We start from the raw sequence: 26,671 nt of genomic DNA, 5'->3' as shown, positions 1-26,671 counted from the left end.
CCACAAAAGGTGCGCTTTTTATTATGGAAAAATATAACAGTTTAATCATTCTTATACTACAGAGATAGAGCCCTGAGCAGTAATTCTATGAGAAAGGCCGAGGCGATAAGAATTATCGGCACGGTCAGCTCTTTCTGTTTTCCCATCGCTATTTTAACGAGAGGATAGGCGATAAATCCGAATGCCAACCCATCGGGAATGGAGTAAGTGAAAGGGATCATCGCTATCATAAGAAATGCCGGGAGTGCTTCTGATAAGTCATCGAAAGGAATGTGCTTGATTTCCTGAACCATCAGGGAACCGACGATAATGAGAATCGGGCTGATGGCGGTGGACGGAACAATAGATATCCACGGAATAAGAAACAGTGTGGCGATGAAAAGTATCGCCATTGTTAAAGAGGCGCGCCAGGTCTTCCCGCCAGCTGCAATTACGGCTGCACTTTCTGCCGAAGAGACGGTAGGGGATGTGCCGAGAAATCCGCTGGTAAAAGAAGAAAAAGCGGTAGCCTGGTAGGATTTATGGAATTTCGTATCGGTTTTATTTCCGACCATATCCAGCTGACTGTGTATCAGTCCCATATTTTCGAATATAAGCACAAGAGCTAATGGGAAGACTCCCATCCAGAAGCCGAACTCAGTGACCACGGAAAAATCAGGCGCGAAAACCCACTGCTGTTCCCTGAAATTAAGGGAAGGCTGGGGTTCGCCCAATATTCCGGCAAAATAGGCTATCCCTGTGCCGACTGCAAGGGTGATCAGGAAGTTGCCCGGAACATTCTTCGCAAAGAGAAAAATCGCAATAAACAGTGTCGCAACACTGGTAAGAACGACCGGCGAAGACAGTTCCCCGAGAGCAATGAGCGACTGTTCTCCTTTCACTACTATACCGCCTTTTTCAAGACCGAGAAGAGCAAGGAAAAATCCGATACCCACCGTAATCGCATGTATAAGCGATACAGGCAGTGCCCTGCTCAGCCAGGCTCCAAGAGAAGTGAAAGCAGTAATCAGGAAGACCAGGGAGGCGACGACAACGACAGCCAGACCCTGTTCATAAGTGAATCCCGCACCCTCGACAATGGAGTAAGCAAATAGTGCGTTAATCCCCATACCCGGTATGAGTACCATAGGAGCATTGGCATACAGGGCGATAAGAAGACACCCGAGTGCACTTGCTGCTATGGTGGCCACCATTCCTGTTTCCAGGGGAAGGCCTGCATCAGAGAGTATTTGACTGTTAACGGCAACGATGTATACGGTCGTGAAATAACCGATAAATCCGGCGATCAGTTCCTGTTTCCAGGAATTTTGCTTTCCGTTTTTATTCAGCATTTCGATCTCCTTATGAAATTGTCCCTCTCCCGCCCGGTTTCGTAGGAACCCACAGCTTATTATTGTACCCGTTACGGGATAATATAGCAAACAGGGAATTTGTAAGCGCTATCTATGCTGTCATATCAGCATTACATTAACGGATGAAAGTAGGGGAAATGAGATTTTTGTGATAAAATGACAATAGATGATTTATGGAGAGAGGAAGGGTAGGATGAAGTACAGGTCTGTGTTCGACATAATTGGTCCGGTTATGATAGGTCCGTCAAGTTCTCATACGGCTGGAGCCGCACGTATCGGAAGAGCGGCCAGAGATTTATTCGGAAGGACACCGGAAGAAATCGATATACATTTTTACGGTTCTTTCAAGTCTACGTTTAAAGGTCACGGGACAGATGTGGCGATTGTCGGAGGTGTGCTCGGGTACGAGACGTTCGATGACCGGATTAAAACGTCTCTTGAAACTGCGGAAAAAGAAGGGATTAAAGTACTTATACACGAAGAACAAGCTGAACCGGAACATCCGAACACTGCCAGGCTGCGCCTGAAAAGCGGTACTGAAGAGCTTGAACTTACAGGTATATCCATCGGGGGAGGAAAAATTGAAATCACCGAACTGAACGGTTTCCCTCTTCATCTCACAGGCGAACATCCCGCAGTCGTTCTTTTGCATGATGACCGCTACGGTGCAATAGCTTCGGCTACCGCCATACTGGCTAAAGAAAAGATAAACATAGGAAGAATGGAAGTTTCACGGAAAGCAGAAGGTGCTAAGGCTTTAATGATTATCGAAGTGGATCAGAACCTGACGGATTCGGTTATGGAAGAACTTCAGGAAGCTGATCATATCTCGAGAGCTGCACGTATTTCAGAATAAAGGGGAGAACGGCATGTTTCGTAATGTATCAGAATTGATTAAAAAAGCAAAAGAAGAGAATATCCCTGTATCCGAAGTGATGATCAGACAGGAGATGAAAGCGAAAGAACTGAGCCGGGATAGGGTGATGGCTCAGATGGAAGAGAACCTTACTGTAATGGAGGAAGCGGTGGAAGAAGGACTCAAAGGAGTACAATCTCACAGTGGACTCACTGGTGGGGATGCTGTACTTATTCAGAAGTACATGAAAGAAAAACAGCCGTTATCGGGAGGTCTTCTCCTTGATGCAGTAAGCAAGGCGGTGGCAACGAACGAAGTGAACGCTGCGATGGGGAGGATCTGTGCTACTCCGACGGCGGGAAGCGCCGGGTGTGTTCCGGGAACCCTTTTCGCAGTGAAAGACAGACTTAACGCCTCCCGGGAGGACATGCTCCGCTATTTATTCACTTCAGGTGCTTACGGATTCGTGGTTGCAAACAATGCTTCCATTTCCGGGGCTGCTGGAGGATGTCAGGCTGAAGTCGGTTCGGCTGCCGGTATGGCGTCGGCAGCTATCGTCGAGATGGCAGGAGGGACTCCTGAACAGACAGCTGAAGCTATGGCTATCACTCTGAAAAATATGCTAGGATTAATTTGTGATCCCGTGGCCGGACTGGTTGAAGTTCCGTGCGTTAAAAGAAATGCGATGGGGGCATCTCAGGCTATAGTCTCTGCGGACATGGCTCTTGCAGGAGTTACCAGCAGAATTCCGTGCGATGAAGTGATAGATGCTATGTTCAAGGTCGGCCAGCGCATGCCTTCGGCTTTTCGTGAAACAGCTGAAGGAGGTCTTGCAGCAACACCTACCGGCAAAGCACTGGAGAAGAAAATTTATGGGTCTTGAACCGGGAAAGAGTGAGAAGAATTGTTGGAGCAATCGGTACAGCAAATAAAAGGTGTCGGTGAGAAACTGGCCTCTTATTTGAATGAACTGGGAATATATACGATAAGTGATCTGCTGTTTTATTTTCCGTTCCGATATGATGAGTTTGAAGTGAAACCGCTGACGGAGCTCGTACACAATGAAACAGCCACACTGGAGGGGAAGGTAGCCACGCAGCCTTCCCTTGCTTATTATGGAAAGAAAAAGTCACGTTTGACGTTTACGATGCAGGTGGGGGAGTTTGCGGTTAAAGTCGTCATGTTTAACAGGGCATTTGCCAAGAAGAACCTGGAAACCGGAGATGTTGTAACTGTCACCGGTAAATTTGACATGCACCGTCTGCAGCTGACGGCTACCCACTTTAAAAAGGGAGAAGCGAAATCCGAAGAACCTATACAGCCGGTCTATTCCGTAAATGAAAATGTGAAAATAGCCGCACTGCGGAAAGTGATGAAACAGGCGGTGGAAGAATATGGATCGGAAATTGAGGAGGTGCTCCCTCCGGATTATCTCGACATGTATAAATTGCCGGCGCGGTCAAAAGCGGTCCGTCATATGCACTTTCCGGAATCGCGTATTTTGCTGAAACATGCCCGGCGAAGGTTTACGTATGAGGAATTCCTCGTTTTTCAACTGCGTATGCAACTGTTGCGGAAGAAGTACAAGGAAGCGACCTCCGGCACGTCGCTCCACTACGATAACGGACTTTTGACGGAATTCGTGCAATCACTGCCGTTTACGCTTACGGAAGCACAAAAGAGATCTCTGGCAGAAATATTGAAAGATATGAAGTCACCGCACCGGATGAACCGCCTCCTGCAGGGAGATGTGGGTTCAGGAAAAACGGTAGTTGCAGCTATCAGTATGTATGGAGCAGTAACTTCTGGAAAACAGGCTGCACTGATGGTCCCTACGGAAATTCTTGCTGAACAGCATGCGGCATCTCTCCGCCGGATGTTCGGAGAAAGACTGACTATCGCTCTGCTGACCGGGTCCGTAAAAGGGAAGCGGAGAAGAGACATCATGGAGGAAATGGAGAACGGTACGATTGATGTGCTCGTAGGCACCCATGCCCTTATTCAGGAAGAAGTGAAATTCAACTCCCTCGGGTTTATTGTTATTGATGAACAGCACAGGTTCGGGGTCGAACAAAGACGAACGCTCCGCGAGAAAGGGATGAAACCTGACGTTTTATTTATGACGGCGACTCCGATTCCGCGTACGCTGGCGATTACTGCATTCGGGGACATGGACGTATCCTCCATCGATCAGATGCCCTCGGGCCGAAAAGAAATAGAAACCTACTGGGTAAAAGGTAAAATGACGGAGCGGGTACTGGGATTTATTCGTAAAGAAGTGGAGGACGGAGGACAGGCATATGTTATTTGTCCTTTGATCGAGGAGTCGGACAAACTCGATATCCAGAATGCCGTAGAGCTCTTCGAACAGCTCAGGGAAGTATACCACCCGGACATTACTGTCGGTTTAATGCATGGGAAATTGTCCAATGAAGAGAAAGAGGAAATAATGCACCGTTTCTCTGATAACCGGATACAAATCCTTGTGTCCACGACAGTGGTGGAAGTAGGAGTGGATGTTCCTAACGCCAGCCTTATGGTTATCTATGATGCCGATCGTTTCGGCCTTTCGCAGCTTCACCAGCTTCGCGGTCGCGTCGGAAGAGGGGAACGGCAGAGCCACTGTATTTTACTGGCCGATCCCAAAGGGGAGACCGGGAAAGAGAGAATGAAAATCATGACCGAAACGACGGATGGTTTCCGTCTTTCGGAAGAGGATCTGAAAATAAGGGGACCGGGTGATTTTTTCGGAAAGAAACAGAGCGGTTTGCCGGAATTCAAAGTTGCGGATATGGTACACGATTACAGGGCGCTCGAGACGGCGAGAAAAGATGCCGCCGAAATCATTGAAAACGGCTGGCTCGACCGGAATCAGAGTTTTGAGCCGTTGAAAGAAATGCTGAGAAGAGATATGGAGAAACTGGACGAATCACTCGATTAGCACTCAATTGTTGCGTTTAAGCCCGTACTATAATATATTACTGTTAGTACCTAGTCATAAAATGGACGGTGGATAAGATAAGATGAAAAAAAGAAAACAGATAAGACAGCAGGAGCTCCAGGAGACGATCGAGGCCACCCCGTTCGTAACGGACGACGAACTCGCGAAAAAATTTTCAGTCAGTATTCAGACGATACGGCTCGACAGAATGGAACTTCAAATACCTGAGGTCCGCGAACGGATCAAGTCCGTTGCGACTAACGAGTGGACGGAAACGGTTAAGGCGCTTGCTATAGACGATGTAATCGGAGAAGTGATCGACCTTGAACTTGATTCCAAAGCTATTTCCGTTATGGACATCAGGGAAGAACACGTATTTTCGAGAAATGATATCGCCCGCGGGCACCACTTGTTTGCTCAGGCCAACTCACTTGCTGTTGCAGTTATAAATGACGAACTGGCGCTTACAGCCCGCTCCACCCTTAAATTCACAAGACAGGTGAAGCGCGGGGAACGGGTGGTAGCAAAAGCACGCGTAGGTGGTACAGACGATAAAAACAGAACGATAGTCGAAGTGGACAGTTATGTAGGTCAGGAAAAAGTGTTTCAGGGTACTTTTTATATGTATCGTTCTGAGGAGTAGAAGGAGAGAGACAGGATGAAGATTGTACTGGATGCTATGGGCGGAGACCACGCTCCGGAAGAGATGGTGTATGGAGCAATGGAAGCCGTCAATACATACGAAGACGTGGAGATTACACTTGTCGGGGATGAGAAGGAAATAAACAGATTTTTATCTCCTCACAACCGTTTGCAGGTCCTTCATGCCCCGGAAGTGATAACGAATGAAGATGAACCTGTAAGGGCGGTAAGAAGGAAGAAACAGTCCTCCCTCGTCCTTTCTGCAGAAGAAGTGAAGCAGGGGAGAGCGCAGGCTTTCATATCAGCGGGTAATACAGGAGCGCTCATGAGCGCGGGGCTTTTTGTCATCGGCAGGATCAAAGGGGTGGACCGTCCGGCGCTCAGTCCAACTCTGCCGACACTGGATGGCCGCGGATTCCTCATGCTTGATGTCGGTGCCAACACCGATGCAAAAGCGGCACACCTCCTTCAATACGGAATCATCGGCTCCATTTATGCCGAAAAGGTCAGGGGCATCGCAAACCCGAGAGTAGGACTTCTGAACGTCGGTACGGAAGACGGTAAAGGCAGTGAACTGACGAAACAGGCTTTCTCGCTCTTACAGGAGGCCCCTGTCAATTTTATCGGCAATGTGGAAGCCAGGGATCTTTTGAGCAGTGCTGCGGACGTGGTGGTAACGGATGGTTTCACTGGAAATATAGCACTTAAGACCATCGAAGGTACAGCCATGACCCTGTTTTCGATGATAAAGGAAACGTTCATGTCGAATGCCAAAACGAAAATCGCCGCTTCGCTCGTGAAGAATGACATGAGAGGGCTGAAAAATAAGATGGACTATTCCGAGTACGGCGGGGCAGGCCTGCTTGGACTTTCCGCCCCTGTTATCAAAGCACACGGTTCTTCGAATCGTACAGCGGTGGTCAACGCTGTACGGCAGGCCCGTGACATGGTGGAGAATAATGTTTCCGAAACGATCAAAACTACTCTTGAACAAAAAGGAGGCGAAGAAGAATGAAAAAAGTTGCATTTGTTTTTCCCGGTCAGGGATCTCAAAAAGTGGGTATGGGGAAAGAGATGTATGATTCCTCTGCCCAGGTAAAAAAGTTATTCGACGAAGCTGATGAAGCTCTCGGCTACTCGCTTACATCGCTTATGTTCGAAGGGCCGGAAGAGGAGCTTACAAAGACGGAAAATGCGCAGCCTGCACTGCTGCTCGTGAGTGTGGCTATAGATCAGCTGCTGAAGGAAGAAGGAATCAGACCAGCTATGACTGCAGGGCACAGTCTTGGGGAGTATAGTGCTCTCGTTTCTTCCGGCTCTCTCGGAAGTCTTGAAGCTCTTCGTCTGGTACATAACCGCGGAAAGCTTATGGAAGAAGCGTATCCTTCAGGTAAAGGCGCCATGAGTGCTGTACTTGGTCTTTCCGTTGAAGAAATACAGGAGAAGCTGGAGCAAGTCGATGGAGTTGTGAACGTGGCGAATATCAACTGTCCCGGACAGATAGTGATTTCCGGTGATAAACCTGCGGTACAGAGTGCCGGTGAGATATTGCAGGACAAAGCGAAACGGGTGAGGCCTCTGAATGTAAGCGGACCGTTTCACTCCGATCTTATGAAACCGGCTGCGGATGACTTCGAGGATCATCTGCACAAAGCTACTGTGAGGGATGCAGAGATTCCGGTATACGCGAACGTGACTGCTGCTCCTGTCACGGAAAAAGACGAAATAAGCCGCCTTCTCGTAGAGCAGCTGTATTCTCCGGTACGGTTTCAGGAGACGGTTGAAGCTTTTGTGAACGAAGGTGTGGATGCAGTAGTGGAAATCGGGGAAGGGAAAGTATTGTCAGGGCTTGTCCGTAAAGTGGCCCGAAGAATGAAAACTTTCCAGATCAATAATGAAGAAAGCCTTGAAACATTCATCAACTGGTACAGGGAGGGAGAAAAATGATAAATGGACAAACTGCACTCGTAACAGGGGCATCCCGCGGAATCGGCAGAGCGATAGCCCTCGAGCTCGCCTCACACGGCGCAAAAGTTGCGGTGAACTATGCCGGAAACGAACAGAAAGCTCAGGAAGTCGTCGAAGAGATCCAATCCTCAGGTGGGGAAGCAATTAAGATCAGGGCGGATGTCTCAAACGGGGAAGATGTGCAGGCGATGATTAAAGAAGTGGTGGATACCTTCGGCAGTCTGGAATTGCTCGTGAATAATGCCGGGATCACTAAGGATAATCTGCTGATGAGAATGAAAGAAGAAGATTTTGAAGCGGTTATCGATACGAATCTGAAAGGTGTATTTTTAACTACAAAAGCAGTGACAAGACAAATGATGCGTCAGAAATTCGGACGTATTGTGAATGTCTCCTCGATAGTGGGAGTGTCCGGGAATCCGGGTCAGGCTAACTACGTAGCTGCAAAATCAGGGGTTATCGGTCTTACGAAATCAAATGCTAAAGAACTGGCTGCTAAAAACGTCCGTGTCAATGCCGTAGCACCCGGCTATATAGCAACTGATATGACGGACGAACTGACGGACGAACAAAAAGCACAGATGCTTTCTCTCGTTCCCCTTAATCGTCTTGGAAGCGGAGAAGAAGTAGCCAGAGTCGTCCGTTTTCTTCTGGATTCGGGCTCCGACTATATGACCGGACAGACCCTCCATGTGGATGGCGGTATGGTTATGTAGCCGGAAAGACGAATGTTTAAGAAAAATTTATAAATAGATCTTAAACATATGGTTTTTTAGGGGAAAATTTACTATAATATCTGAAGGGAGGTGAGCTCCAATGGCAGAGACATTTGAAAAAGTGAAAGAAATCATTGTAGATCGTCTGGATGTTGAAGAATCCAAAGTAACGATGGAAGCGTCTTTCAAGGAAGACCTGGAAGCTGATTCACTTGACGTAGTCGAACTTGTAATGGAACTTGAAGACGAGTTTGATATGGAAATTTCCGATGAAGAAGCTGAAAAAATCAATAAAGTGGGAGACGCTGTCAATTACATAGACAGTCAGTCTTAAAACAGAGAGCTGCCTGAACCACAGGCAGCCTTTCCTGTAAAGAACGGGTTAGTACAAGAACAAAGTAAAGGGACGGGTGAGTCATGGGGGATTTTAACAAACTTCAGAAACAAATGAACGTCCGATTTTCTGATGTAAAGCTTCTTGAACAGGCTTTCACCCATTCATCTTATGTGAATGAGCATCGGCACACGGAGCGCAAGGACAATGAGCGTCTCGAATTTCTCGGAGATGCCGTACTTGAGCTCGGGGTATCCCAGTACTTATACAGAAAATACCCGAACATGGAAGAAGGAGATTTGACCAAGCTGCGGGCTTCTATCGTATGTGAAGCATCACTCGTAGACTTTGCCAATGATCTCAATTTCCAGGAATACGTACTCCTCGGTAAAGGGGAGGAGATGACCGGCGGACGTCACAGACCGGCTCTCTTGGCTGATGTGTTCGAAGCATTCATCGGCGCTCTTTATCTGGATCAGGGGTTTGACCGGGTATTATCTTATTTAGGCTACTATATTTACCCTAAAATCAAGCGTGGTGCTTTTTCTCATGCGATGGATTATAAAAGTCAGCTGCAGGAACATATCCAGCGTGAAAAACAGGCGGACATTGACTATGAAATAGTGGATGAGCGAGGGCCGGCCCATAACAGGGAGTTTGTCGCTCACGTCCATATTCACGGGGATACTGCGGGCATCGGAGTAGGAAGAACGAAGAAAGAGGCAGAACAGAGAGCTGCTGAAGAAGCTCTGGACAAATTACAGTAATATAAGTCACAATCAACGAAAAAAGACCCGGGCACACGCTATACCTGGACGGATTTCAAAAAAGAAATCCTGCTTCCGGATGCAGCGGTGCAAAGGGTCTTTTTATTAGTGGTCAATTTTCGGTTCCTCTCAGACCGGTTCTGTAAACCGGGAGGGGCGGAGCGGGCATTGCTGATTTATTGTGCTTTTCTGTACTGCGACATTTCGGAGACGAAAGCCTGGATTTCAGGCACGCTGAGCTGGCCTTTCATTTCGGCGACATCGTACAGCTCTTTGATATCATAGTAATGATCCATGTCGAAATCTTCCGACTTAAGCATACTCCGGTTGACGAGCTGTAGTTTATCTGCGAGTGTCTCAATCATGTAATCCAGATTCTCTCTGTTTGCTTCCTCAAGATTCATAGTCTCTCTCCCTTTAATTTTACTAATGTCCATGATAGAGGATTATCCACGATTTTAAAACCCCCAAATGACAGGTGCGCGACGTCTTTGTTGTATGATAAAATGTACGGGTTAGAGTAAGTATTCACATACAGGAGGATTAATAAATGTTCCTCAAAAACTTGGAAACTGTAGGATTCAAATCCTTCGCTGATAAAATAGATGTACAGTTCGTGCCCGGGGTCACAGCAGTGGTAGGGCCGAACGGAAGTGGAAAGAGTAATATTACGGATGCCATTCGCTGGGTGCTCGGAGAACAGTCGGCACGCTCACTGAGAGGAAGCAAAATGGAAGATGTGATATTCGCCGGCAGCGAGACGAGGCGTTCCCTGGGTTATGCTGAAGTCAGTCTCACCCTGGATAACCGGGATAAAACACTGCCGCTCGAATATGATGAGGTTCAGGTGAGTCGAAAAGTGTACCGTACGGGGGAAAGTGAATTTCTGATAAACAAAGAACCATGCAGACTTAAAGACATTGTGGAGTTGTTTATGGATTCGGGGCTTGGTAAAGAAACGTTTTCCATCATCAGTCAGGGAAAGGTTGAGGAGATTCTGAACTCCAAACCGAAAGATCGCCGTGTTATTTTTGAAGAAGCTGCCGGCGTGTTGAAATATAAACAGCGTAAGCAGAAGGCGGAAGGAAAACTTGAAGAAACGGAAGCCAATCTACACAGAGTGAAAGACATTCTTTCTGAGATCGAAGGAAGAGTCGAACCTTTAAAAAGGCAGGCCTCGATAGCTTCCGACTATCTTGAGAAAAAAGAAGATCTGAAGAAAGAAGAAGTGGCTTTATTAGTAACTCAGATTGAAGACATGGATGAAGAATGGAAGACGTTGGAAGAAACGATTGAAAACCAGCGTCAGCAGGAGCGTAAACTTGCTGAAAAAGTTGCCGGACAGGAACAGAAAATCGCTGAAATCCGCGAGAAATCCTCGTATACGGATAACTCCATTGAAGAGACGCACGGGCAGCTGCTTCAATGTACAAAAGAACTGGAAAGTCTTACCGGGAAGCGCGAACTGTTCCAGGAGAAGAAGAAACATTATGAAGAGAAAAAAGAAGCCCTTGAGCATAATCAGAGTAAATTACGTGAAGAACTGAAAGAGCTTGAGGACCTTTCCCGGGAAGCAGAACAGACCAGGACGGAGAAAAAACAGAAAGTGCAGAACACGAAAGCCGAACTTAAGACGACTGCAAGTGTGCTCTACGAAGAAATCGAAACCATCGATGAAACGATTGAAAGCCTGAAAGCCGATTATATCGATTTGCTTAACGAGCAGGCTGCAAAACGAAATGAGAAACAGCATTTGAACAAACGTCTTCATCAGCTAGATACCGCTCACTCCGATACCAGAACGAAAAAACTTCGGGAAGAACTCGAAGATGTGAAGAATCAGCTTAAGGAGGTTTCTGAGAAACTGCGCCCTCTGGAAGAAGAGGAGCAACGGCTCAAGGACGCCTGTGACGTGAAGTCGAAAGAGTGGACAGAGACGAAGGACTCCTATGAAGAATGGCGTCAGAAGCTTTACCAGGGTTATCAGCATATGGAAAGTTTCAAGTCCCGTAAAAACGCTCTTGAGGAGATGAAAGAATCATTCGCCGGTTATTTTCAGGGCGTGAAAGCTGTGCTGAAAGCGCGTGAAGAAAGAAAGATAAGCGGAATAGAAGCTTCTGTGCTTGAAGCTCTGTCTATACCCGAGGAGTATATGACGGCTATCGAAACGGCTCTCGGCGCTCAGGCTCAGCACGTAATAACCGAAAATGAAAAATCTGCCCGCAATGCTATCGAATGGTTGAAAAAAACCAATCAGGGACGGGCTACTTTTCTGCCGCTCGATGCTGTGAAAGAACGTTTCGTTCCGGAAAGGACGATCGAGAACCTCCGGACTCTCGACGGCTTCATAGGAGTGGCGAGCGCTCTTGTTGAGGCCGAGGAGAAACACCGCGTCATTCCTGACCATCTGCTCGGTCATATAATAATTGCCCGGGATCTTCAGAGCGCAAACGCTATTGCAAAGGCTACCGGAAGAAAATTCAAGGCTGTAACGCTTGAAGGAGACGTAGTGAACCCGGGAGGATCGATGTCCGGAGGGGCGAAATCAGGGAAATCCTCTTCTCTTTTCACTCAGGAACAGGAGCTTAAAGAACTCCGGAAAAAGGTGGCGGATTACGACCGGAAGATGCAAAATGCCGAGAAAAAAGTGAAAAACCTCAAGGAAAGTATGAATGAAAAAGAAAAATCCCTTCGTGAGCTGGAAGAGGAAAATGACTCCATCAAAGAGCAGGCACGCAGATGCCGGGAAAAAGAAAAAGAGCTGCAATTCTCCCTCTCTAATTATGAAGAGCGCCTTTCTTTCCTGGATAAGGAATACTCCCAGCAGAAAGAGGAGCAGGTCAGAACGGAAGAAGACGGAAAAAAAATTGAACTGGAATTAAAAGATCTGGAAGACAAAATCAGCCGTACGAGTGAGGAAGTGGATCGCCTCACTCTCGTGAAAAAGGAGAAGGAAGAGAACAGGGAAACGCTCGTTGCGAAGGAACAGGAGCTGAAAGTTGCTCTTGCCACTCAGAAAGCAGAAGCCGAAAATGCGGAAGATCACTATGCTCAGGTTACTTCAGCATACGAAGAGAAGCAGAATGCTCTCAAAGAAGTCGAGAAGAATCACACGGAGCTCATGGAATTTTTTGATAACAAAGAGACGAAAGAAGAGATAGAAAAGAAGATCACTGTTAAGAAAGAACAGGAGAAAACACTGTCAGAAACTCTCAACAACCTGAAAGAAAAGCGTCGTTCCTACCAGGAGGAAATGGAAGAACTCGATACACAGTTGCGGGAGGATCACAGAATCCATTCGAATTATCTGCAGAATCTTCAGGACAAAGAAGTGAAGGCGAATCGTCTTGATGTGGAACTCGAAAATTCACTGCGGTATTTAGAAAAAGAATACGTAATGACGTTTGAGAAAGCGAAAAGCATCTATCATCGCGTAGACAACACAGATGAAGCTGTTACGAGAGTAAAACTTATCAAACGCGGGATCGATGAACTCGGAAATGTGAATCTTTCGGCTATTGATGAATATGAAGAAGTGAAAGAACGTTTTGATTTCCTCAAAGACCAGGAAGAGGATCTCATATCCGCTAAAGAAACCTTACGTAACGTAATGAACGAAATGGATGACGAAATGAAACGCAAGTTCGAAGAGACATTTGTACAGATACGGGGAGAGTTCAACGGAGTGTTCAATCAGCTCTTCGACGGAGGGAAAGCCGATCTGAAACTTACCGACCCTGATGATATGCTGGAGACCGGGGTGGAGATCATCGCCCAGCCTCCGGGTAAGAAACTTCAGAATATGAGCCTTCTCTCCGGGGGAGAACGTGCATTAACGGCCATTACCCTGCTTTTTTCCATTTTGAAAATTCGCCCCGTTCCGTTTTGTGTACTCGACGAAGTGGAAGCGGCTCTGGATGAAGCCAATGTGGACCGATTTGCAAGATTCCTTACGGAGTTCAGTACCGATACACAGTTTATCGTAATTACCCACCGCAAAGGCACGATGGAACATGCTGATGTTCTTTACGGAGTCACGATGCAGGAGTCCGGCGTCTCAAGCGTAGTTTCGGTCAGGCTGGAGGAATCGGAATCACTACTAGAAGTGTAAAGAGAGGAAGATTATATGGGATTTTTTAAGAAATTGAAGGAAAAGTTCACACCTATTGAAGTGGAAGAACCTGTAGATCATGACGATAAGGTCTCCGATACGGGGGAGAGTGAAGGAGATCATCAGGAAGCTGAACGGTCGGAAGCTGTGCCGGAAGAAAAGAACGGGGAAGAAGAACGGGTGAAAGAAGCCGGAGAAGTAAGTGAGGAGCCTGCTGAAGAGGCGGCAGAAGCGGAAGAAGAGCAGACGGAGCCGGTTACTGAAGACCGGGAACCGGAAGAGACGGAAGAACCGGATCAGGCAGAGCTGGAGCCACCGGAAGTTACGGAACCCGAGCAGGAACTCGAAGCCCCTGAATCTGAAACCGCAGAAGCCCTGCCTCTGCTGGAGCCGGAAGAAACGGAAACTTCAGAGCCCGAGGAGGGACTAACGGAAGAACAGAAGCGGGTCTCCCTTGCAGAAAAATTCAAAATGGGGCTCACCAAAACCCGTAATTCATTTTCGACGAGAATCAACGAACTCGTAGCAAAATATCGGGAAGTCGACGAAGACTTTTTCGAGGAGCTTGAAGAAGTACTGATCTCAGCCGATGTCGGGGTCCATGCCGTTATGGATCTGATTGAGGAACTTGAAGCGGAAGTGAAGCGCCGCAATATAAAAGATACGAAGGAAGTGCGGGAAGTAATCTCAGAGAAACTCGTGGAGCTTTATTACGGGGATGAAGACGAAGAAGAAGTGGAAGGTCTGAAGGAAGTGGAAGACGGGCTGACTGTCTATCTCTTCGTCGGAGTGAACGGCGTCGGAAAAACGACGTCTATTGGTAAACTGGCTCATCAGTTGAAACAGGATGGCAAAAAAGTGATGCTGGCCGCTGCAGATACATTTCGGGCCGGTGCTATCGAACAGCTTGATGCCTGGGGAAGCAGAGTCGGTGTAGATGTTGTGAAACATAGTGCGGGAAGCGACCCGGCGGCAGTAGTATATGATGGCATCAAAGCCGCTAAGTCGAGGAAGGCGGACGTCCTCATATGTGATACTGCCGGCAGACTTCAAAATAAAGTCAATCTGATGAATGAACTCTCTAAAGTGAAAAAAGTGATAACGAGAGAAATACCTGAAGCACCTCATGAAGTTCTGTTGACTCTGGATGCCACTACCGGCCAGAACGCGATGAGCCAGGCTAAAACGTTTGCTGAAGCTACGGATGTTACCGGGATTGTTCTGACGAAATTGGACGGAACTGCCAAAGGCGGTATCATTCTTGCCATACGAAAAGAGCTGGAGATTCCCGTGAAGCTGGTGGGGCTCGGGGAAAGTGTCGATGATCTGGAACCATTCGATGCTCACGCCTTCGTCTACGGACTGTTTGCGGACATGATTGATGAATATGAGGAGCCGGAGGAAAAGGAATAATCCTTGACAGTACAGAAATATCTCCGTTAGTATTGAATTTTGTAAAGGCATTTCACTTAACAAGGAGTTTTAAGGATGCTAGAGAAAACTACGAGAGTTAATTTTTTATTTGATTTTTACCAGTCTCTTTTAACTCCGAAACAGAGGAATTATATGGAGCTCTATTTTCTGGAAGATTATTCCCTCGGTGAAATATCGGAGACATTCGATGTATCCCGGCAGGCTGTCTATGACAACATCCGGCGTACAGAAATGATGCTTGAAGAATACGAAAAAAAATTACTTTTATACGATAAATTCAGTAAGCGGCAGAAGCTGCTGGAAATGATGTCACAATCGCTTGAAGAGAGCGACCCGTTCAGGTCATATATTGATGAGTTGCGGGAACTAGAATAAGGGGGTCTTGGAGATGGCTTTTGAAGGGCTTTCGGACCGTTTACAGGGAACGATTCAGAAGATCAAAGGTAAAGGGAAAGTCAACGAACAGGACGTAAAGGAAATGACGAGGGAAGTCCGTCTGGCATTGCTTGAGGCAGACGTAAACTTCAAAGTCGTCAAGGATTTCATAAAAAAAATCCGTGAACGGGCGGTCGGCCAGGAAGTAATGGAGAGTCTGACACCAGGTCAGCAGGTAATTAAGATTGTCAAAGAGGAACTGTCTGAATTGATGGGCGGGGATGAAAGCAGGATAGCCGTAGCTAAAAAGCCTCCTACCGTCATCATGATGGTAGGTCTTCAGGGTGCCGGTAAAACGACTACAGCCGGTAAACTTGCAAATCTTTTAAGAAAGAGCTACAACCGTAAACCGATGCTGGCTGCAGCCGATGTGTACCGTCCGGCAGCAATCGATCAGCTGGAGACGATCGGAAAGCAACTTGATTTCCCGGTTTATTCCGAAGGAACGGATGCAGATCCGGTTGATATAGCCAGACAGGCAGTGGAAGAAGCGAAGGAACAGAACCATGACTATCTCATCATAGATACGGCCGGACGTCTTCACATCGACGGCGAATTGATGGGAGAACTTGGTCGCGTGAAAGAAGCAGTCAACCCGGATGAGATTTTTCTCGTTGTGGACGCCATGACGGGACAGGATGCAGTAAACGTTGCCGAGAGTTTCGATGAGCAGCTGGATATCTCCGGTGTGCTCCTCACGAAACTTGACGGAGACACCCGGGGTGGTGCTGCGTTATCCATCAAAGCCGTAACCGGTAAACCTATTAAGTTCGTCGGTATGGGGGAAAAACTCGATGCACTTGAAGTATTCCACCCCGAACGTATGGCTTCCCGTATCCTCGGTATGGGAGATATGCTTTCCCTTATCGAAAAGGCCGAAACTCAGGTGGATGAAAAGCAGGCGAAAGAACTTGAAGCCAAGATGAGGAATGCTTCGTTTACGTTCGATGATTTTCTTGAACAGATGGCCCAGGTGAAAAATATGGGGCCGCTCGATGAAATCATCGAAATGATACCGGGGGCCAGTAAAATGAAAGGCCTGAAAAACGCATCCTTCGATGACAAGCAGATCGTACACGTAGAAGCGATTATCCAGTCAATGACGAAGAAGGAGCGAAATGACCCTTCCGTAATGAATGCGAGCCGTAAAAAGCGTATTGCGAAAGGGTCCGGGACTTCCGTATCAGAAGTGAACAGGCTCTTAAAACAGTTCAATGAAATGAAAAAAATGATGAAACAGTTCAGTAACCAGAAAGGCAAGAAAGGAAAGGGAATGAATTTTCCTTTTATGTAATGGAAAAATACTTTACACAGTTTATAACTTCTGCTACAATTTCTATCTGTATGAGTCATTAAATTAATTCGGAGGTGCAACAAATATGGCAGTAAAAATTCGTTTGAAACGTATGGGTGCAAAACGTAACCCTTTCTATCGTGTAGTAGTAGCTGACGCCCGTGCTCCACGTGACGGTCGTATCATTGAGCAGATCGGAACATACAACCCTGTAGCTAACCCGATTGCAGTCGACATCGACGCGGAGAAAGCTATGCAGTGGATGAGTGACGGTGCTCAGCCTAGCGACACGGTTCGTAACCTTTTCTCCAAAGAAGGTATTATGAAACAGTTCCACGAGAAGAAAAACAAAAAGTAAAAGTAGTGTGATTACATGAAAGAATTACTTGAAACGATGATCACCCCACTCATTGAATATCCTGAATATCTGAACATTGATGTGAAAGAAGAGCCGGACAAGGCAGTCTATCACGTTATAGTACATCAGGATGACGTGGGGCGTGTAATCGGTAAAAACGGACGTGTAGCAAAATCGATCCGTACAGTCGTATATGCGGCTAATAGAGACAAAACCAGGAAGGTTTATGTTGATATTATGTAAGAAGAGGGAGAGGGACATAGGCCTTTCCCTCTTTTTGCATCCGAAAAGAGGTGCTTCCTTGAAAATCATTAAGAAAGTTCCGGTTAAAGTGGTTCTTACGGAGAAAGAAAGAGAAGCCCAGATAAAAAAATGGGAGACAAGAGAAAGTGATTTGGAAAGAGAAGTCGAACAGTTCCATTTTGAGCGGAAGAAAATGGAAAAGAAGCATGGATCCCTTCCTTCCAACATCGATGACCGCCTCAATAAAGAGATAAGAAAGAGAAAAGCCGAAATAGAAGGTATTCACTATCACATGGAACAGATGCAGCTTCTGCCCGAATTCTACGAGCTGACGATTGATGAGGTCGAGAGCGTAGTGGAGGTCTTAGAAGGAATGAAGTGGCAGACGGTGAAGGAGAGGGAAATTGTAATCGAAGACGGACATGTAAAGCGAGTGAGGGATGAATAAATGGAGACAGAGTATCTTAATGTAGGGCGGATTATTAATACACACGGAATTAAAGGGGAAGTGAAAATAAAAAGAATCACGGATTTTGAGGAACGTTTCCGGGAAGGAAACATTCTTTACTGGTCCCCAGGAGGAACCGGAGAGGTGACCAGATTGATAGTGGAAGCCCACCGTATTCACAAGGGATTCGACCTGCTGAAGTTCCAGGGCTACCCTACTATCAATGAAGTGGAGCCGTTAAAAAACGGTATACTGATGATTCATAAAGAAGATACGACCCCTCTCGGAGCGGAGGAATACTATTTTCATGAAATCATCGGCTGTCACGTATACACGACCGCAGGGCATTATGTCGGGGAAGTGAAAGAGATTATGACCCCGGGGGCCAATGACGTATGGGTGATCGACAGGAAAGAAGAAGGAGATGCACTCATCCCTTATATCGAAGAGGTAGTGGTACAGGTGGACGTGTCGAAAAAAACGATCATAATTGAACCGATGGAAGGGCTGTTGGACTGATGCATATCGATATTCTCACCCTTTTTCCGGAAATGTTCGAAGGTGTACTGAACTCTTCCATACTGAAAAGAGCTCAGGATAGCGGGGCATTCACACACAGATTCATTAATTTCCGTGATTATTCAACGAACAAACACAACAAGGTGGATGATTATCCTTATGGAGGAGGGGCAGGGCTTGTCCTCACCCCTCAGCCGATGTTTGATGCTATGGAGTCGATTAACTCTGAAAAAAAAGCCAGAGTGATACTCATGTGTCCACAGGGAGAACCGTTCACTCAGGCTAAGGCGGAAGAACTTTCCGAAGAAGAGCATCTCGTTTTTTTGTGTGGGCATTACGAAGGTTATGATGAGCGGATAAGAGAGCATCTCGTGACAGATGAAATTTCGATCGGAGATTACGTGCTGACCGGAGGAGAGTTGCCGGCTATGGTAACGATGGATGCAGTCATAAGACTGGTGCCCGGAGTTCTCGGGAACGAGGAATCGGCCCCCAAAGATTCTTTTTCGGATGGGCTGCTGGAGCATCCTCATTACACGAGACCCCAGGATTTCCGGGGGATGGAAGTGCCGGAGGTCCTCACCTCGGGTAATCACGCAAAAATCGAGGAGTGGCGCCACAAAGAGTCTCTGAAACGGACGGCCCTGAGACGTCCTGATCTTCTTGAAAAGATCGAGCTGTCCAAAGGCGATAAAAAGCAGATAGACAAATGGAAAAATAGTTAATAAACCCTTGTACCTCAAGAGGAATTATGCTATATTAAACGTTGTGTTTAAACATTCGGTTTAAGCAAAGAAACGATGTTCCGCTCACTCATAGAGGGAAGAGCATTAGTTAAAAGGAGAGTGAAAACAATGCAGGAACTACTTCATGAAATCACTAAAGATCAGCTTCGTACCGATCATCCGACTTTCCGTGCAGGAGATACTCTTAAAGTACACGTGAAAGTTGTTGAGGGGACTCGTGAGCGTATCCAGGTATTCGAAGGGGTCGTCATTAAGCGTCAAAACGGAGGAATCAGTGAAACATTCACTGTACGTAAAGTTTCCTACGGTGTAGGCGTGGAACGTACCTTCCCGCTTCATAGCCCTAGAGTCGCAAAAATCGAACGTACCCGTCGTGGTAAAGTACGTCAGGCTAAGCTTTATTATCTACGTAATCTACGCGGGAAAGCAGCGCGTATTAAAGAAATTATCTAATAGGGAAAAGGAGCTTGCACCGTCAAGCTCCTTTTTTCTAACTGGACAGAAACCATTCGATTACCCCTACCTGTGAACTTGGAAGAATTCCCGGCTGGATACCTGCCAGGACTTTGCCATGCATTATAGATTTTTGAAGAAGGTGTCTGAAATGAAAAAACAGATTATTGATTGGGTAAAAGCTTTAACGGTCGCAGCTTTACTTGCTATTTTTGTGCGCTTCTTTCTGTTTACTCCGGTAATTGTGGAAGGACCTTCCATGCTTCCTAATTTACATAATGGGGATCATCTGATAGTGAGCAAACTGAACTATACCATCGGCTCACCGCATCGTTTTGATATTATAGTTTTCCATGCCACCGAAGAACGTGATTATATTAAAAGGGTTATCGGGCTCCCGGGAGAACACGTAGCGGTAGAAGATGATCAGCTTCTGATAGACGGGGAACCGGTTAAAGAACCGTTTCTCGAAAACGAGGTGGCGTCCATGGGGGACAACATGAACTATACAAGGGACTTCACACTGGAGCAGCTCGAAGGGAATTTTGAAGAAGTGCCGGAAGATTCCGTACTCGTTCTCGGAGACAACAGGCAAAACTCTACGGACAGCCGTGCATTCGGCATGCTCTCCCTGGACAAAGTCGTAGGAGAAGCGGTCATTTCTTACTGGCCTCCCGGGCGTATTCAGTGGCTGGACTAAAGGAGGCAGACAAATGAGTATACAGTGGTATCCGGGTCACATGGCCAAAGCCAGACGTGAAGTGAAGGAGAACCTCAAACTTGTGGATTTCGTCATCGAACTGGTGGATGCAAGAGCCCCTCTTTCATCGCAGAATCCCATGTTGCAGGAAGAAATCCAGGATAAACCGAAACTTGTCGTAATGATGAAGAAGGATCTGGCCGATCCCGGCGTGACGAAGGAATGGATCGACTACTTCGATTCAACGTTTTCCCATGCTGTGGCTGTAGATGTAAACAATCCTAAAAATATACAAAAAATCGCTGAAGCTTCAAGGCAGATAACCGAAGAAAAACTGGAGAAACAAAGGGCCAAAGGGGTCAATCCTAGGAATCCCAGGGCGATGATCGTAGGTATACCGAACGTAGGTAAATCTTCCCTCATTAACCGCCTGGCTCATAAGAAAAAAGCGGAAACCGGAGATAAGCCGGGAGTTACTAAAAAACAGCAGTGGATTAAAGTCAAGAACGAGTTTGAACTGCTGGATACCCCGGGTATTCTCTGGCCGAAATTCGAAGAGGAAGTGACCGGCTTCCGTCTAGCCGCCATCGGAACCATCAAAGATCAGATTCTGCCCCAGGATGAAGTAGCCATCTTTATTTTGAATCATTTAAAAGAACGTTACCCGGAACAGCTTGAAGAGAGGTTCGGATTTTCGGACTTCGAAGATGTGGTAGAGGCGTTCGATAAAATTGGAAAGAAAAGAGGAGCACTTGAAGCCGGGGGTGTAGTCGATTATGAAAAAGTGGCTGAAATCATAATTCAGGACCTGAGAAGTAACCGCATAGGCAGAATCAGCTTCGAACGACCGTAACGCGCATGGATTCAGTCCGTGACGCGTTTTTTTATGGGGATCGAAAGAAGGCGTAGTTTATAAAGATACCGGTCATCCGATACAAAAGAAAGGAAGGGATAATGTCATGGAAAAAAAGTCTATTCAGAAGTTAAAAGAAGAAGAACAGACAGGGCTGCTCACCCTTGCAAATCTTCATGAACTGTATGGAGATGAGCGCAAAGGTGTCCAGCAAATCGTGAAACGGATAAGAACAAAGGAAGAGAAAAAGCTTAAGTTAAAAGACAAATGGGACCGGATGAACGGGCTCGAAGAAGATGCGAAGGACCGCGGGCACGCATACGTTGCAGGAATAGATGAAGCGGGCCGCGGACCGATAGCAGGCCCCGTAATGGCTGGAGCTGTGCGTCTGCCGGAATCCTTTGTACTTTATGGACTGGATGACTCGAAAAAATTGTCCGAGAGAGACAAAGATCACTTCTATAATGAAATTATGGCCCGTGCTGATGTGGGTGTCGGAGCGGCCAGTGCCGAAGAAATAGATGAATGGAATATATACAGGGCGACGAAGCTCGCAATGAAACGTGCTGTTTTGAATATGCGGGAAACACCGGATCATCTATTAGTGGACGCAATGGAAGTACCGGTGCCGATCAAACAGGAGTCGTTCGTCAAAGGAGACGAAAGGAGCGTATCGATTGCAGCTGCAAGTGTAATAGCTAAAGTTACGAGAGACCGCTTTATGAAAGAAGTGGATAAAAAGTACCCGGGATATAACTTTCTGAAGAACAAAGGATACGGAACGAAAGAACATATGGAAGCTATAAAAGAAAAAGGTATTACCCCTTATCACAGAAAAAGCTTTGTTCCTGACGGTATAAAATGAGAGAGGAGAGACGGGATGAGTTCTATCATGGATAATTTGTTCCAATCGATTCAAAAAATACATAAACAGGCCCCGCTCTCCCTGAACAACGGGAAAGTGATTAACGGGAGGGTGATCGACCTTTTACCCGGAAATCGTGCCGTAGTGGACATTGGACGAAAACAGATAAACGCCCGTCTGGAAACTTCTCTCACCAAAGGAGGAAGGTATCTTTTTCAGGTGGATGCCCGCACTACCCCCGTCCGATTGAAAGTTGTATCGGAACAGACAGGGGCAGGGAAGGACACCCCTTTGCAAACGTGGATGAATGAGCGGGGGATAAAGACGAACAGGCAAACGATGGCGCTTATAAAAACGCTGTTAAACAAACAGATTCCTTTCACTCCCCAGGAACTGAGACAGGCCGTCACCATTCTTCAAAACGGAAAATCCGGTCCGGCTATGTCAGTCATTAAAGATATGTTTGAAAAACAGCTTCCGATAAGAACCCCGGTTTTTCAAGCTTTAGCTGCAGGGAAACAGCACCAGCTAAGTGAACTCTTCCGTGCCCTTGGAGAAGGAGGTGCACCTTTTTCACCCGGGTCCCGGGCATCCCTGCTGGTAAATTCCATAATGCCTCCCGCTGCAGACGCCAGTTTCGAGAAAGCCGCACAGGTGAAACTGCTTCAGGAAGTTCAAAGCAACAGCCGGCAATCGTTCCAGCTTTTTAAACAGGCCGGAATCCTTCCGGAAACTGAAACATACGCTCAGTTTAAAAAGAAGGTGCTGCTTTCCGTAATGGGAGGGCCTGACGGAAAAAGTACGATAGCCTCAGGGACGGGGAAACAGATTTCCCCCCATATCGTCAGCGACATGAACAGACTCCTTCCCATTTCAGGAAAAAATTCTTTATCAGCCGTCCATGCTTCCGGGAATCATGAAGTGGTTTCAGGGAAGAATGCCGGTAAAATTCAGGAGCTGTTCAACGGCCAGCTTCACGTTTCTTCGAAGCAATTCCAGCAGATGAAGGGGTGGAAAGAACAGCTTAATAAAATAGTCCATTCGGAAGAACCTCCGTCCCGGGCTCTGCTGGAAGCTTTCGTCACCAATCACCGGAAACTTGAAACAGCGGGGGTTTTCCAAAAGGTGACAGGAAAGCTTTCAGGAGAGGAAAAGTCATCTTTCCGAAGGATAATCCAACAAATTCCACGTGAGGTGGCTAATTTGCTGGAGAAGCGCCCCGGCAGCGTTTCTGAGCAGTACCGGTCTTCAGTGATGAATGAAGCCATCAGGACAGTAGAGCGTTCTGTAAGCAGACAGGTGCCCCCCCATTTCGCGAAACTGTTGAGCGAATGGACTATCTTATCCCAAAAGGAGCTACCTTTACCTCTTCAGGAAAGGATTCTCCTTCAGATGAAAGCTTTTCAGCAACTGAGCGGAATGGACGATGAAGCAACTCTGAACCAGAGCCGGAACACATCGGACATCTCCCTTAAATCGAGCCTGGTCCGGTTGATAACGGAAAGCGGAGGGCAGCGTGCGGAGACAGCGAGAAATTTATTGCAGATGTTCAATTCCATGCAGCTCACCTCCTTACAGGACAGTGCACTCTCTCTTCAGCTTACCCTGCAATTCCCGGGTCAACTTTTGGGGGCCCGCGAAGATGCACACGTGCTTCTGGAAAGTGAAAAAACAGAAACAGGGGCGATCAGCCCTGATAATTGTCACATTCTTTTCTATCTCGACCTTCAGTCCTTGAATGAGACCGTAATAGACATGCAGGTACAAAATCGGAAAGTATATGTTACCGTTTACAACGGCGAAGAAGCGCTTCCCCGGATTGCCGAAGAGCTGAAGAACGACCTTAGGGAAGGAATGGATAAAGCCGGATACTCACTCGGTGATCTGCAGATAAAGCAGGATCGTGGCCAGAACGACGCGGCAGAGTCGAATTCCTTTCATAAGAAGGAAAAGGGAGTGGATTTTCGTATATGAGAGAAAATAAAATTAAAAAAGAAGCGCTGGCGCTCCGCTATGATTCAGAAAAGAGTGGAGCTCCCCGCGTCACCGCAAAAGGGCAGGGGTATATTGCCGAGAGGATTCTGGAAAATGCGCAGGAGGCAGGGGTGCCGGTGCAGGAAGACCCTACGTTGCTCAGCCTTTTGTCCGAAATAAATATCAACGAAGAAATACCTGAAGAGTTATATCTGGCAGTTGCGGAAGTATTTGCATTCATTTACCGGTCTGACAAGGAAATGAAAAATAGAAAAGACTCCATGTAGGACAAGTCATTGAGCTTCATGTGTTACAGTAATGGTACTGAACCGCTCTTTTTTCTTATGCGGAAAGTAACTGCGCTTTTTGATTTCATCGTACAAAAACACCGGAAGAGGAGGGATGCGCTTTCTTTCTGCAGAGGCCGGTGGTCTGAATTTTTTTGTCATTGCTTGTATAACGGTGGACAATGGGAGTTAAACTTTTATACAATAAGACATGCAGTAGAAATTGATGGGAGGATGAAACATGAACATTCATGAGTATCAGGGAAAACAGATCATGCGTGATTTCGGCGTAGCCGTACCGAATGGACACGTTGCATATAATGTCGATGAGGCAGTAGAAGCAGCAGAAAAACTCGGTACTGACGTAACCGTCGTCAAAGCGCAGATTCATGCAGGCGGACGCGGAAACGCCGGCGGTGTAAAAATCGCCAAAAGTCTGGATGACGTACGTACATATGCGGAGGAACTGCTGGGGAAAACTCTGGTAACGCATCAGACCGGTTCAGAAGGGAAAGAAGTTAAGCGCTTACTGATCGAAGAAGGCTGCGATATTAAAAATGAATATTACGTAGGTCTTGTGCTTGACAGAAATACGAGCCGGGTCACTATGATGGCCTCTGAAGAAGGTGGAACAGAAATCGAGCAGGTAGCTGAAGAAACACCGGAGAAGATTTTCAAAGAAGTCATCGATCCGGTTGTCGGCCTCACACCTTTTCAGGCACGCCGTCTGGCTTTTAACATCAATATTCCGAAAGAGTCTCTTTCAAAAGCGGTCAAGTTCATGCTTGGGCTATATGACGTATTTATGAAAAAAGACTGCTCCATTGCGGAAATCAACCCGCTGGTAACGACAGGAGAGGGAGAAGTTCTTGCACTTGATTCCAAATTGAACTTCGATGACAACGCTCTTTTCCGTCAAAAGGATATCGCTGATCTCAGAGACCTCGATGAAGAGGATCCGAAAGAAATCGAAGCTTCCAAATATGATCTGAGTTATATTGCACTTGATGGAAACATCGGTTGTATGGTCAACGGCGCAGGCCTTGCCATGGCAACTATGGACACCATCAAACACTACGGCGGAGAGCCCGCTAACTTCCTTGACGTAGGGGGAGGGGCCAGCAAAGAAAAAGTTACCGGAGCTTTCAAACTGATTCTTTCCGACGAAAACGTTAATGGAATCTTCGTGAACATTTTCGGAGGAATCATGAAGTGTGACGTAATTGCAGAAGGAATTGTAGCAGCATCCAAAGAGGTCGGCCTCGAATTGCCTCTCGTTGTCCGTCTTGAAGGTACGAACGTAAAAGAAGGTAAGAGGATTCTCGACGAGTCCGGATTGAATATTACAGCAGCAGACTCCATGGCTGACGGTGCACAAAAAATCGTAGAATTTGTGAAGTAGAAAGGCGGGAATAGGATGAGTGTATATGTTGATAAGAATACAAAAGTAATTGTCCAGGGGATCACCGGTTCCACAGCATTGTTCCACGCTAAACAGATGCTTGAATACGGGACACAGATTGTGGGCGGAGTAACTCCTGGAAAAGGTGGCACGGAAGTTGAAGGTATTTCGGTATATAATACTGTTGAGGAAGCTGTAAAAGCTACAGGAGCGAACGCTTCTGTCATTTATGTTCCGGCTCCTTTCGCAGCTGATGCAATCATGGAAGCGACGGACGCTGAACTGGATCTGGCCATCTGTATCACAGAGCACATTCCGGTACTGGATATGGTCAAGGTTAAACGGTACATGGAAGGTAAGAAGACACGTCTCGTAGGTCCGAACTGCCCGGGTGTCATTACTCCGGATGAATGTAAAATCGGTATCATGCCCGGTTATATCCACAAAAAAGGCCATGTCGGCGTTGTTTCCCGTTCCGGTACACTGACTTATGAAGCTGTTCATCAACTGTCAGAAGCAGGTCTTGGACAGTCCACAGCTGTAGGAATCGGAGGAGACCCGGTTAACGGTACGGACTTTATCGATGTACTAAAAGCATTCGAAGAAGATGAAGATACGGAAGCTGTTATTATGATCGGTGAAATCGGCGGTACGGCAGAAGAAGAAGCTGCAGAATGGGTGAAAGCCAATATGAACAAACCTGTCGTCGGCTTTATCGGAGGGCGTACGGCACCTCCAGGCAAGAGAATGGGTCACGCAGGAGCCATCGTTTCCGGCGGAAAAGGTACAGCAGACGAAAAAATCCGCGTCATGAACGAATGTGGTATTGAAGTTGCTGAAACGCCTTCTGTAATGGGCGAAACTCTTATTAACGTACTGAAATCAAGCGATCTTTACGACAAATGTAAAACACATTAATCATTTTCAGGTAGAGAAGGAGGTCCGCCTCCTTCTCTATCTTTATAAAAAACAA

General features: G+C 46.8%; 28 protein-coding genes. 26 read left to right on the top strand and 2 right to left on the bottom strand.

Features of this window, described 5'->3' with window-relative positions:
• Positions 1 to 56: 56 nt before the first annotated feature.
• Positions 57 to 1,331 carry an NCS2 family permease gene (locus BLU03_RS00855; RefSeq protein ID WP_076570350.1) on the bottom strand — a complete coding sequence of 425 codons (1,275 nt, stop codon included), beginning with the start codon at positions 1,329 to 1,331 and terminating at the stop codon, positions 57 to 59.
• Positions 1,332 to 1,545: 214 nt separating this feature from the next.
• On the opposite strand from BLU03_RS00855, the gene sdaAB reads away from it, so the two are divergent.
• The 9 genes from sdaAB to rnc all read left to right on the top strand — a co-directional run bounded on the left by sdaAB (position 1,546) and on the right by rnc (position 9,576).
• Positions 1,546 to 2,208, top strand: coding sequence for an L-serine ammonia-lyase, iron-sulfur-dependent subunit beta (gene sdaAB / locus BLU03_RS00850; RefSeq protein WP_008587974.1), 663 nt, complete (start codon positions 1,546 to 1,548; stop codon positions 2,206 to 2,208).
• A 13-nt stretch (positions 2,209 to 2,221) separates the two neighbouring features.
• Positions 2,222 to 3,091 (top strand): L-serine ammonia-lyase, iron-sulfur-dependent, subunit alpha, encoded by an 870-nt coding sequence (sdaAA, locus tag BLU03_RS00845; RefSeq protein ID WP_076570352.1) that lies wholly within the window; start codon positions 2,222 to 2,224, stop codon positions 3,089 to 3,091.
• 21 nt (positions 3,092 to 3,112) lie between these two features.
• Positions 3,113 to 5,149, top strand: a complete 2,037-nt coding sequence (gene recG / locus BLU03_RS00840; protein WP_008587969.1) for an ATP-dependent DNA helicase RecG — start codon at positions 3,113 to 3,115, stop codon at positions 5,147 to 5,149.
• Between the two features lie 82 nt (positions 5,150 to 5,231).
• Positions 5,232 to 5,792, top strand: a complete 561-nt coding sequence (gene fapR / locus BLU03_RS00835; RefSeq protein ID WP_008587967.1) for a transcription factor FapR — start codon at positions 5,232 to 5,234, stop codon at positions 5,790 to 5,792.
• A 15-nt stretch (positions 5,793 to 5,807) separates the two neighbouring features.
• Entirely contained in the window at positions 5,808 to 6,806 is a 999-nt protein-coding gene (gene plsX / locus BLU03_RS00830; RefSeq protein WP_093104915.1) for a phosphate acyltransferase PlsX, read from the top strand.
• Complete coding sequence (gene fabD, locus BLU03_RS00825) at positions 6,803 to 7,738, top strand: ACP S-malonyltransferase (protein WP_093104912.1); 936 nt, start codon at positions 6,803 to 6,805, stop codon at positions 7,736 to 7,738. The genes plsX and fabD overlap by 4 nt, the downstream gene beginning before the upstream one ends.
• Positions 7,735 to 8,475, top strand: a complete 741-nt coding sequence (fabG, locus tag BLU03_RS00820; protein WP_093104910.1) for a 3-oxoacyl-[acyl-carrier-protein] reductase — start codon at positions 7,735 to 7,737, stop codon at positions 8,473 to 8,475. The genes fabD and fabG overlap by 4 nt, the downstream gene beginning before the upstream one ends.
• A 100-nt stretch (positions 8,476 to 8,575) precedes the next feature.
• Entirely contained in the window at positions 8,576 to 8,809 is a 234-nt protein-coding gene (gene acpP / locus BLU03_RS00815) for an acyl carrier protein (protein ID WP_008587958.1), read from the top strand.
• An 83-nt stretch (positions 8,810 to 8,892) separates the two neighbouring features.
• Positions 8,893 to 9,576 (top strand): ribonuclease III, encoded by a 684-nt coding sequence (gene rnc / locus BLU03_RS00810; RefSeq protein WP_008587957.1) that lies wholly within the window; start codon positions 8,893 to 8,895, stop codon positions 9,574 to 9,576.
• 176 nt (positions 9,577 to 9,752) lie between these two features.
• Here rnc and BLU03_RS00805 read toward each other — a convergent pair whose 3' ends face one another.
• Positions 9,753 to 9,980 carry a DUF1128 domain-containing protein gene (locus BLU03_RS00805; protein ID WP_008587955.1) on the bottom strand — a complete coding sequence of 76 codons (228 nt, stop codon included), beginning with the start codon at positions 9,978 to 9,980 and terminating at the stop codon, positions 9,753 to 9,755.
• Positions 9,981 to 10,126: 146 nt separating this feature from the next.
• On the opposite strand from BLU03_RS00805, the gene smc reads away from it, so the two are divergent.
• The 17 genes from smc to sucD all read left to right on the top strand — a co-directional run bounded on the left by smc (position 10,127) and on the right by sucD (position 26,616).
• A complete protein-coding gene (smc, locus tag BLU03_RS00800) occupies positions 10,127 to 13,687 on the top strand; it encodes a chromosome segregation protein SMC (protein WP_093104907.1) in 3,561 nt (1,186 codons plus the stop codon).
• A gap of 15 nt (positions 13,688 to 13,702) precedes the next feature.
• Positions 13,703 to 15,100 carry a signal recognition particle-docking protein FtsY gene (gene ftsY, locus BLU03_RS00795; protein WP_093104904.1) on the top strand — a complete coding sequence of 466 codons (1,398 nt, stop codon included), beginning with the start codon at positions 13,703 to 13,705 and terminating at the stop codon, positions 15,098 to 15,100.
• A 75-nt stretch (positions 15,101 to 15,175) separates the two neighbouring features.
• Positions 15,176 to 15,496, top strand: coding sequence for a putative DNA-binding protein (locus tag BLU03_RS00790; protein ID WP_076570366.1), 321 nt, complete (start codon positions 15,176 to 15,178; stop codon positions 15,494 to 15,496).
• Positions 15,497 to 15,509: 13 nt separating this feature from the next.
• Entirely contained in the window at positions 15,510 to 16,850 is a 1,341-nt protein-coding gene (ffh, locus tag BLU03_RS00785) for a signal recognition particle protein (RefSeq protein ID WP_008587947.1), read from the top strand.
• 85 nt (positions 16,851 to 16,935) lie between these two features.
• The gene (gene rpsP / locus BLU03_RS00780) at positions 16,936 to 17,208 is read left to right on the top strand and encodes a 30S ribosomal protein S16 (RefSeq protein WP_076570370.1); all 273 of its coding nucleotides are present in this window, start codon (positions 16,936 to 16,938) and stop codon (positions 17,206 to 17,208) included.
• Between the two features lie 15 nt (positions 17,209 to 17,223).
• On the top strand, positions 17,224 to 17,451 hold the full coding sequence (locus BLU03_RS00775; RefSeq protein WP_076570372.1) for a KH domain-containing protein: 228 nt from the start codon (positions 17,224 to 17,226) through the stop codon (positions 17,449 to 17,451).
• A gap of 58 nt (positions 17,452 to 17,509) precedes the next feature.
• On the top strand, positions 17,510 to 17,899 hold the full coding sequence (locus BLU03_RS00770; RefSeq protein WP_076570647.1) for a YlqD family protein: 390 nt from the start codon (positions 17,510 to 17,512) through the stop codon (positions 17,897 to 17,899).
• The gene (gene rimM / locus BLU03_RS00765) at positions 17,900 to 18,418 is read left to right on the top strand and encodes a ribosome maturation factor RimM (RefSeq protein WP_093104902.1); all 519 of its coding nucleotides are present in this window, start codon (positions 17,900 to 17,902) and stop codon (positions 18,416 to 18,418) included.
• On the top strand, positions 18,418 to 19,143 hold the full coding sequence (gene trmD / locus BLU03_RS00760; protein ID WP_076570376.1) for a tRNA (guanosine(37)-N1)-methyltransferase TrmD: 726 nt from the start codon (positions 18,418 to 18,420) through the stop codon (positions 19,141 to 19,143). Before rimM ends, trmD begins: the two co-directional genes overlap by 1 nt.
• Before the next feature lie 129 nt (positions 19,144 to 19,272).
• Positions 19,273 to 19,617, top strand: coding sequence for a 50S ribosomal protein L19 (gene rplS / locus BLU03_RS00755; protein ID WP_008587934.1), 345 nt, complete (start codon positions 19,273 to 19,275; stop codon positions 19,615 to 19,617).
• A gap of 151 nt (positions 19,618 to 19,768) precedes the next feature.
• On the top strand, positions 19,769 to 20,317 hold the full coding sequence (gene lepB, locus BLU03_RS00750; protein WP_008587932.1) for a signal peptidase I: 549 nt from the start codon (positions 19,769 to 19,771) through the stop codon (positions 20,315 to 20,317).
• Positions 20,318 to 20,330: 13 nt separating this feature from the next.
• A complete protein-coding gene (gene ylqF, locus BLU03_RS00745) occupies positions 20,331 to 21,170 on the top strand; it encodes a ribosome biogenesis GTPase YlqF (protein ID WP_093104899.1) in 840 nt (279 codons plus the stop codon).
• Positions 21,171 to 21,276: 106 nt separating this feature from the next.
• Positions 21,277 to 22,035 carry a ribonuclease HII gene (locus BLU03_RS00740; RefSeq protein WP_076570379.1) on the top strand — a complete coding sequence of 253 codons (759 nt, stop codon included), beginning with the start codon at positions 21,277 to 21,279 and terminating at the stop codon, positions 22,033 to 22,035.
• 15 nt (positions 22,036 to 22,050) lie between these two features.
• Positions 22,051 to 24,009 carry a hypothetical protein gene (locus BLU03_RS00735; protein ID WP_093104896.1) on the top strand — a complete coding sequence of 653 codons (1,959 nt, stop codon included), beginning with the start codon at positions 22,051 to 22,053 and terminating at the stop codon, positions 24,007 to 24,009.
• On the top strand, positions 24,006 to 24,296 hold the full coding sequence (locus tag BLU03_RS00730) for an EscU/YscU/HrcU family type III secretion system export apparatus switch protein (protein ID WP_093104894.1): 291 nt from the start codon (positions 24,006 to 24,008) through the stop codon (positions 24,294 to 24,296). Before BLU03_RS00735 ends, BLU03_RS00730 begins: the two co-directional genes overlap by 4 nt.
• A gap of 241 nt (positions 24,297 to 24,537) precedes the next feature.
• Positions 24,538 to 25,698, top strand: a complete 1,161-nt coding sequence (gene sucC, locus BLU03_RS00725; RefSeq protein WP_093104891.1) for an ADP-forming succinate--CoA ligase subunit beta — start codon at positions 24,538 to 24,540, stop codon at positions 25,696 to 25,698.
• Between the two features lie 15 nt (positions 25,699 to 25,713).
• Positions 25,714 to 26,616 carry a succinate--CoA ligase subunit alpha gene (sucD, locus tag BLU03_RS00720; protein ID WP_093104888.1) on the top strand — a complete coding sequence of 301 codons (903 nt, stop codon included), beginning with the start codon at positions 25,714 to 25,716 and terminating at the stop codon, positions 26,614 to 26,616.
• Positions 26,617 to 26,671 lie beyond the last annotated feature (55 nt).

This window comes from Salimicrobium album, assembly GCF_900107115.1.
Lineage (GTDB): Bacteria > Bacillota > Bacilli > Bacillales > Halobacillaceae > Salimicrobium > Salimicrobium album.
The sequence above is the reverse complement of the archived record's forward strand: the minus strand, read 5'-3'. Positions and strand labels throughout refer to the sequence as shown.

Excerpts from the sequence above, each read along its gene's own strand:
- BLU03_RS00855 (WP_076570350.1), bottom strand. The coding sequence starts at position 1,331 with ATGCTGAATAAAAACGGAAAGCAAAATTCCTGGAAACAGGAACTGATC.
- sdaAB (WP_008587974.1), top strand. The coding sequence starts at position 1,546 with ATGAAGTACAGGTCTGTGTTCGACATAATTGGTCCGGTTATGATAGGT.
- sdaAA (WP_076570352.1), top strand. The coding sequence starts at position 2,222 with ATGTTTCGTAATGTATCAGAATTGATTAAAAAAGCAAAAGAAGAGAAT.
- fapR (WP_008587967.1), top strand. The coding sequence starts at position 5,232 with ATGAAAAAAAGAAAACAGATAAGACAGCAGGAGCTCCAGGAGACGATC.
- plsX (WP_093104915.1), top strand. The coding sequence starts at position 5,808 with ATGAAGATTGTACTGGATGCTATGGGCGGAGACCACGCTCCGGAAGAG.
- fabD (WP_093104912.1), top strand. The coding sequence starts at position 6,803 with ATGAAAAAAGTTGCATTTGTTTTTCCCGGTCAGGGATCTCAAAAAGTG.
- fabG (WP_093104910.1), top strand. The coding sequence starts at position 7,735 with ATGATAAATGGACAAACTGCACTCGTAACAGGGGCATCCCGCGGAATC.
- acpP (WP_008587958.1), top strand. The coding sequence starts at position 8,576 with ATGGCAGAGACATTTGAAAAAGTGAAAGAAATCATTGTAGATCGTCTG.
- rnc (WP_008587957.1), top strand. The coding sequence starts at position 8,893 with ATGGGGGATTTTAACAAACTTCAGAAACAAATGAACGTCCGATTTTCT.
- BLU03_RS00805 (WP_008587955.1), bottom strand. The coding sequence starts at position 9,980 with ATGAATCTTGAGGAAGCAAACAGAGAGAATCTGGATTACATGATTGAG.
- smc (WP_093104907.1), top strand. The coding sequence starts at position 10,127 with ATGTTCCTCAAAAACTTGGAAACTGTAGGATTCAAATCCTTCGCTGAT.
- ftsY (WP_093104904.1), top strand. The coding sequence starts at position 13,703 with ATGGGATTTTTTAAGAAATTGAAGGAAAAGTTCACACCTATTGAAGTG.
- BLU03_RS00790 (WP_076570366.1), top strand. The coding sequence starts at position 15,176 with ATGCTAGAGAAAACTACGAGAGTTAATTTTTTATTTGATTTTTACCAG.
- ffh (WP_008587947.1), top strand. The coding sequence starts at position 15,510 with ATGGCTTTTGAAGGGCTTTCGGACCGTTTACAGGGAACGATTCAGAAG.
- rpsP (WP_076570370.1), top strand. The coding sequence starts at position 16,936 with ATGGCAGTAAAAATTCGTTTGAAACGTATGGGTGCAAAACGTAACCCT.
- BLU03_RS00775 (WP_076570372.1), top strand. The coding sequence starts at position 17,224 with ATGAAAGAATTACTTGAAACGATGATCACCCCACTCATTGAATATCCT.
- rimM (WP_093104902.1), top strand. The coding sequence starts at position 17,900 with ATGGAGACAGAGTATCTTAATGTAGGGCGGATTATTAATACACACGGA.
- trmD (WP_076570376.1), top strand. The coding sequence starts at position 18,418 with ATGCATATCGATATTCTCACCCTTTTTCCGGAAATGTTCGAAGGTGTA.
- rplS (WP_008587934.1), top strand. The coding sequence starts at position 19,273 with ATGCAGGAACTACTTCATGAAATCACTAAAGATCAGCTTCGTACCGAT.
- lepB (WP_008587932.1), top strand. The coding sequence starts at position 19,769 with ATGAAAAAACAGATTATTGATTGGGTAAAAGCTTTAACGGTCGCAGCT.
- ylqF (WP_093104899.1), top strand. The coding sequence starts at position 20,331 with ATGAGTATACAGTGGTATCCGGGTCACATGGCCAAAGCCAGACGTGAA.
- BLU03_RS00740 (WP_076570379.1), top strand. The coding sequence starts at position 21,277 with ATGGAAAAAAAGTCTATTCAGAAGTTAAAAGAAGAAGAACAGACAGGG.
- BLU03_RS00735 (WP_093104896.1), top strand. The coding sequence starts at position 22,051 with ATGAGTTCTATCATGGATAATTTGTTCCAATCGATTCAAAAAATACAT.
- BLU03_RS00730 (WP_093104894.1), top strand. The coding sequence starts at position 24,006 with ATGAGAGAAAATAAAATTAAAAAAGAAGCGCTGGCGCTCCGCTATGAT.
- sucC (WP_093104891.1), top strand. The coding sequence starts at position 24,538 with ATGAACATTCATGAGTATCAGGGAAAACAGATCATGCGTGATTTCGGC.
- sucD (WP_093104888.1), top strand. The coding sequence starts at position 25,714 with ATGAGTGTATATGTTGATAAGAATACAAAAGTAATTGTCCAGGGGATC.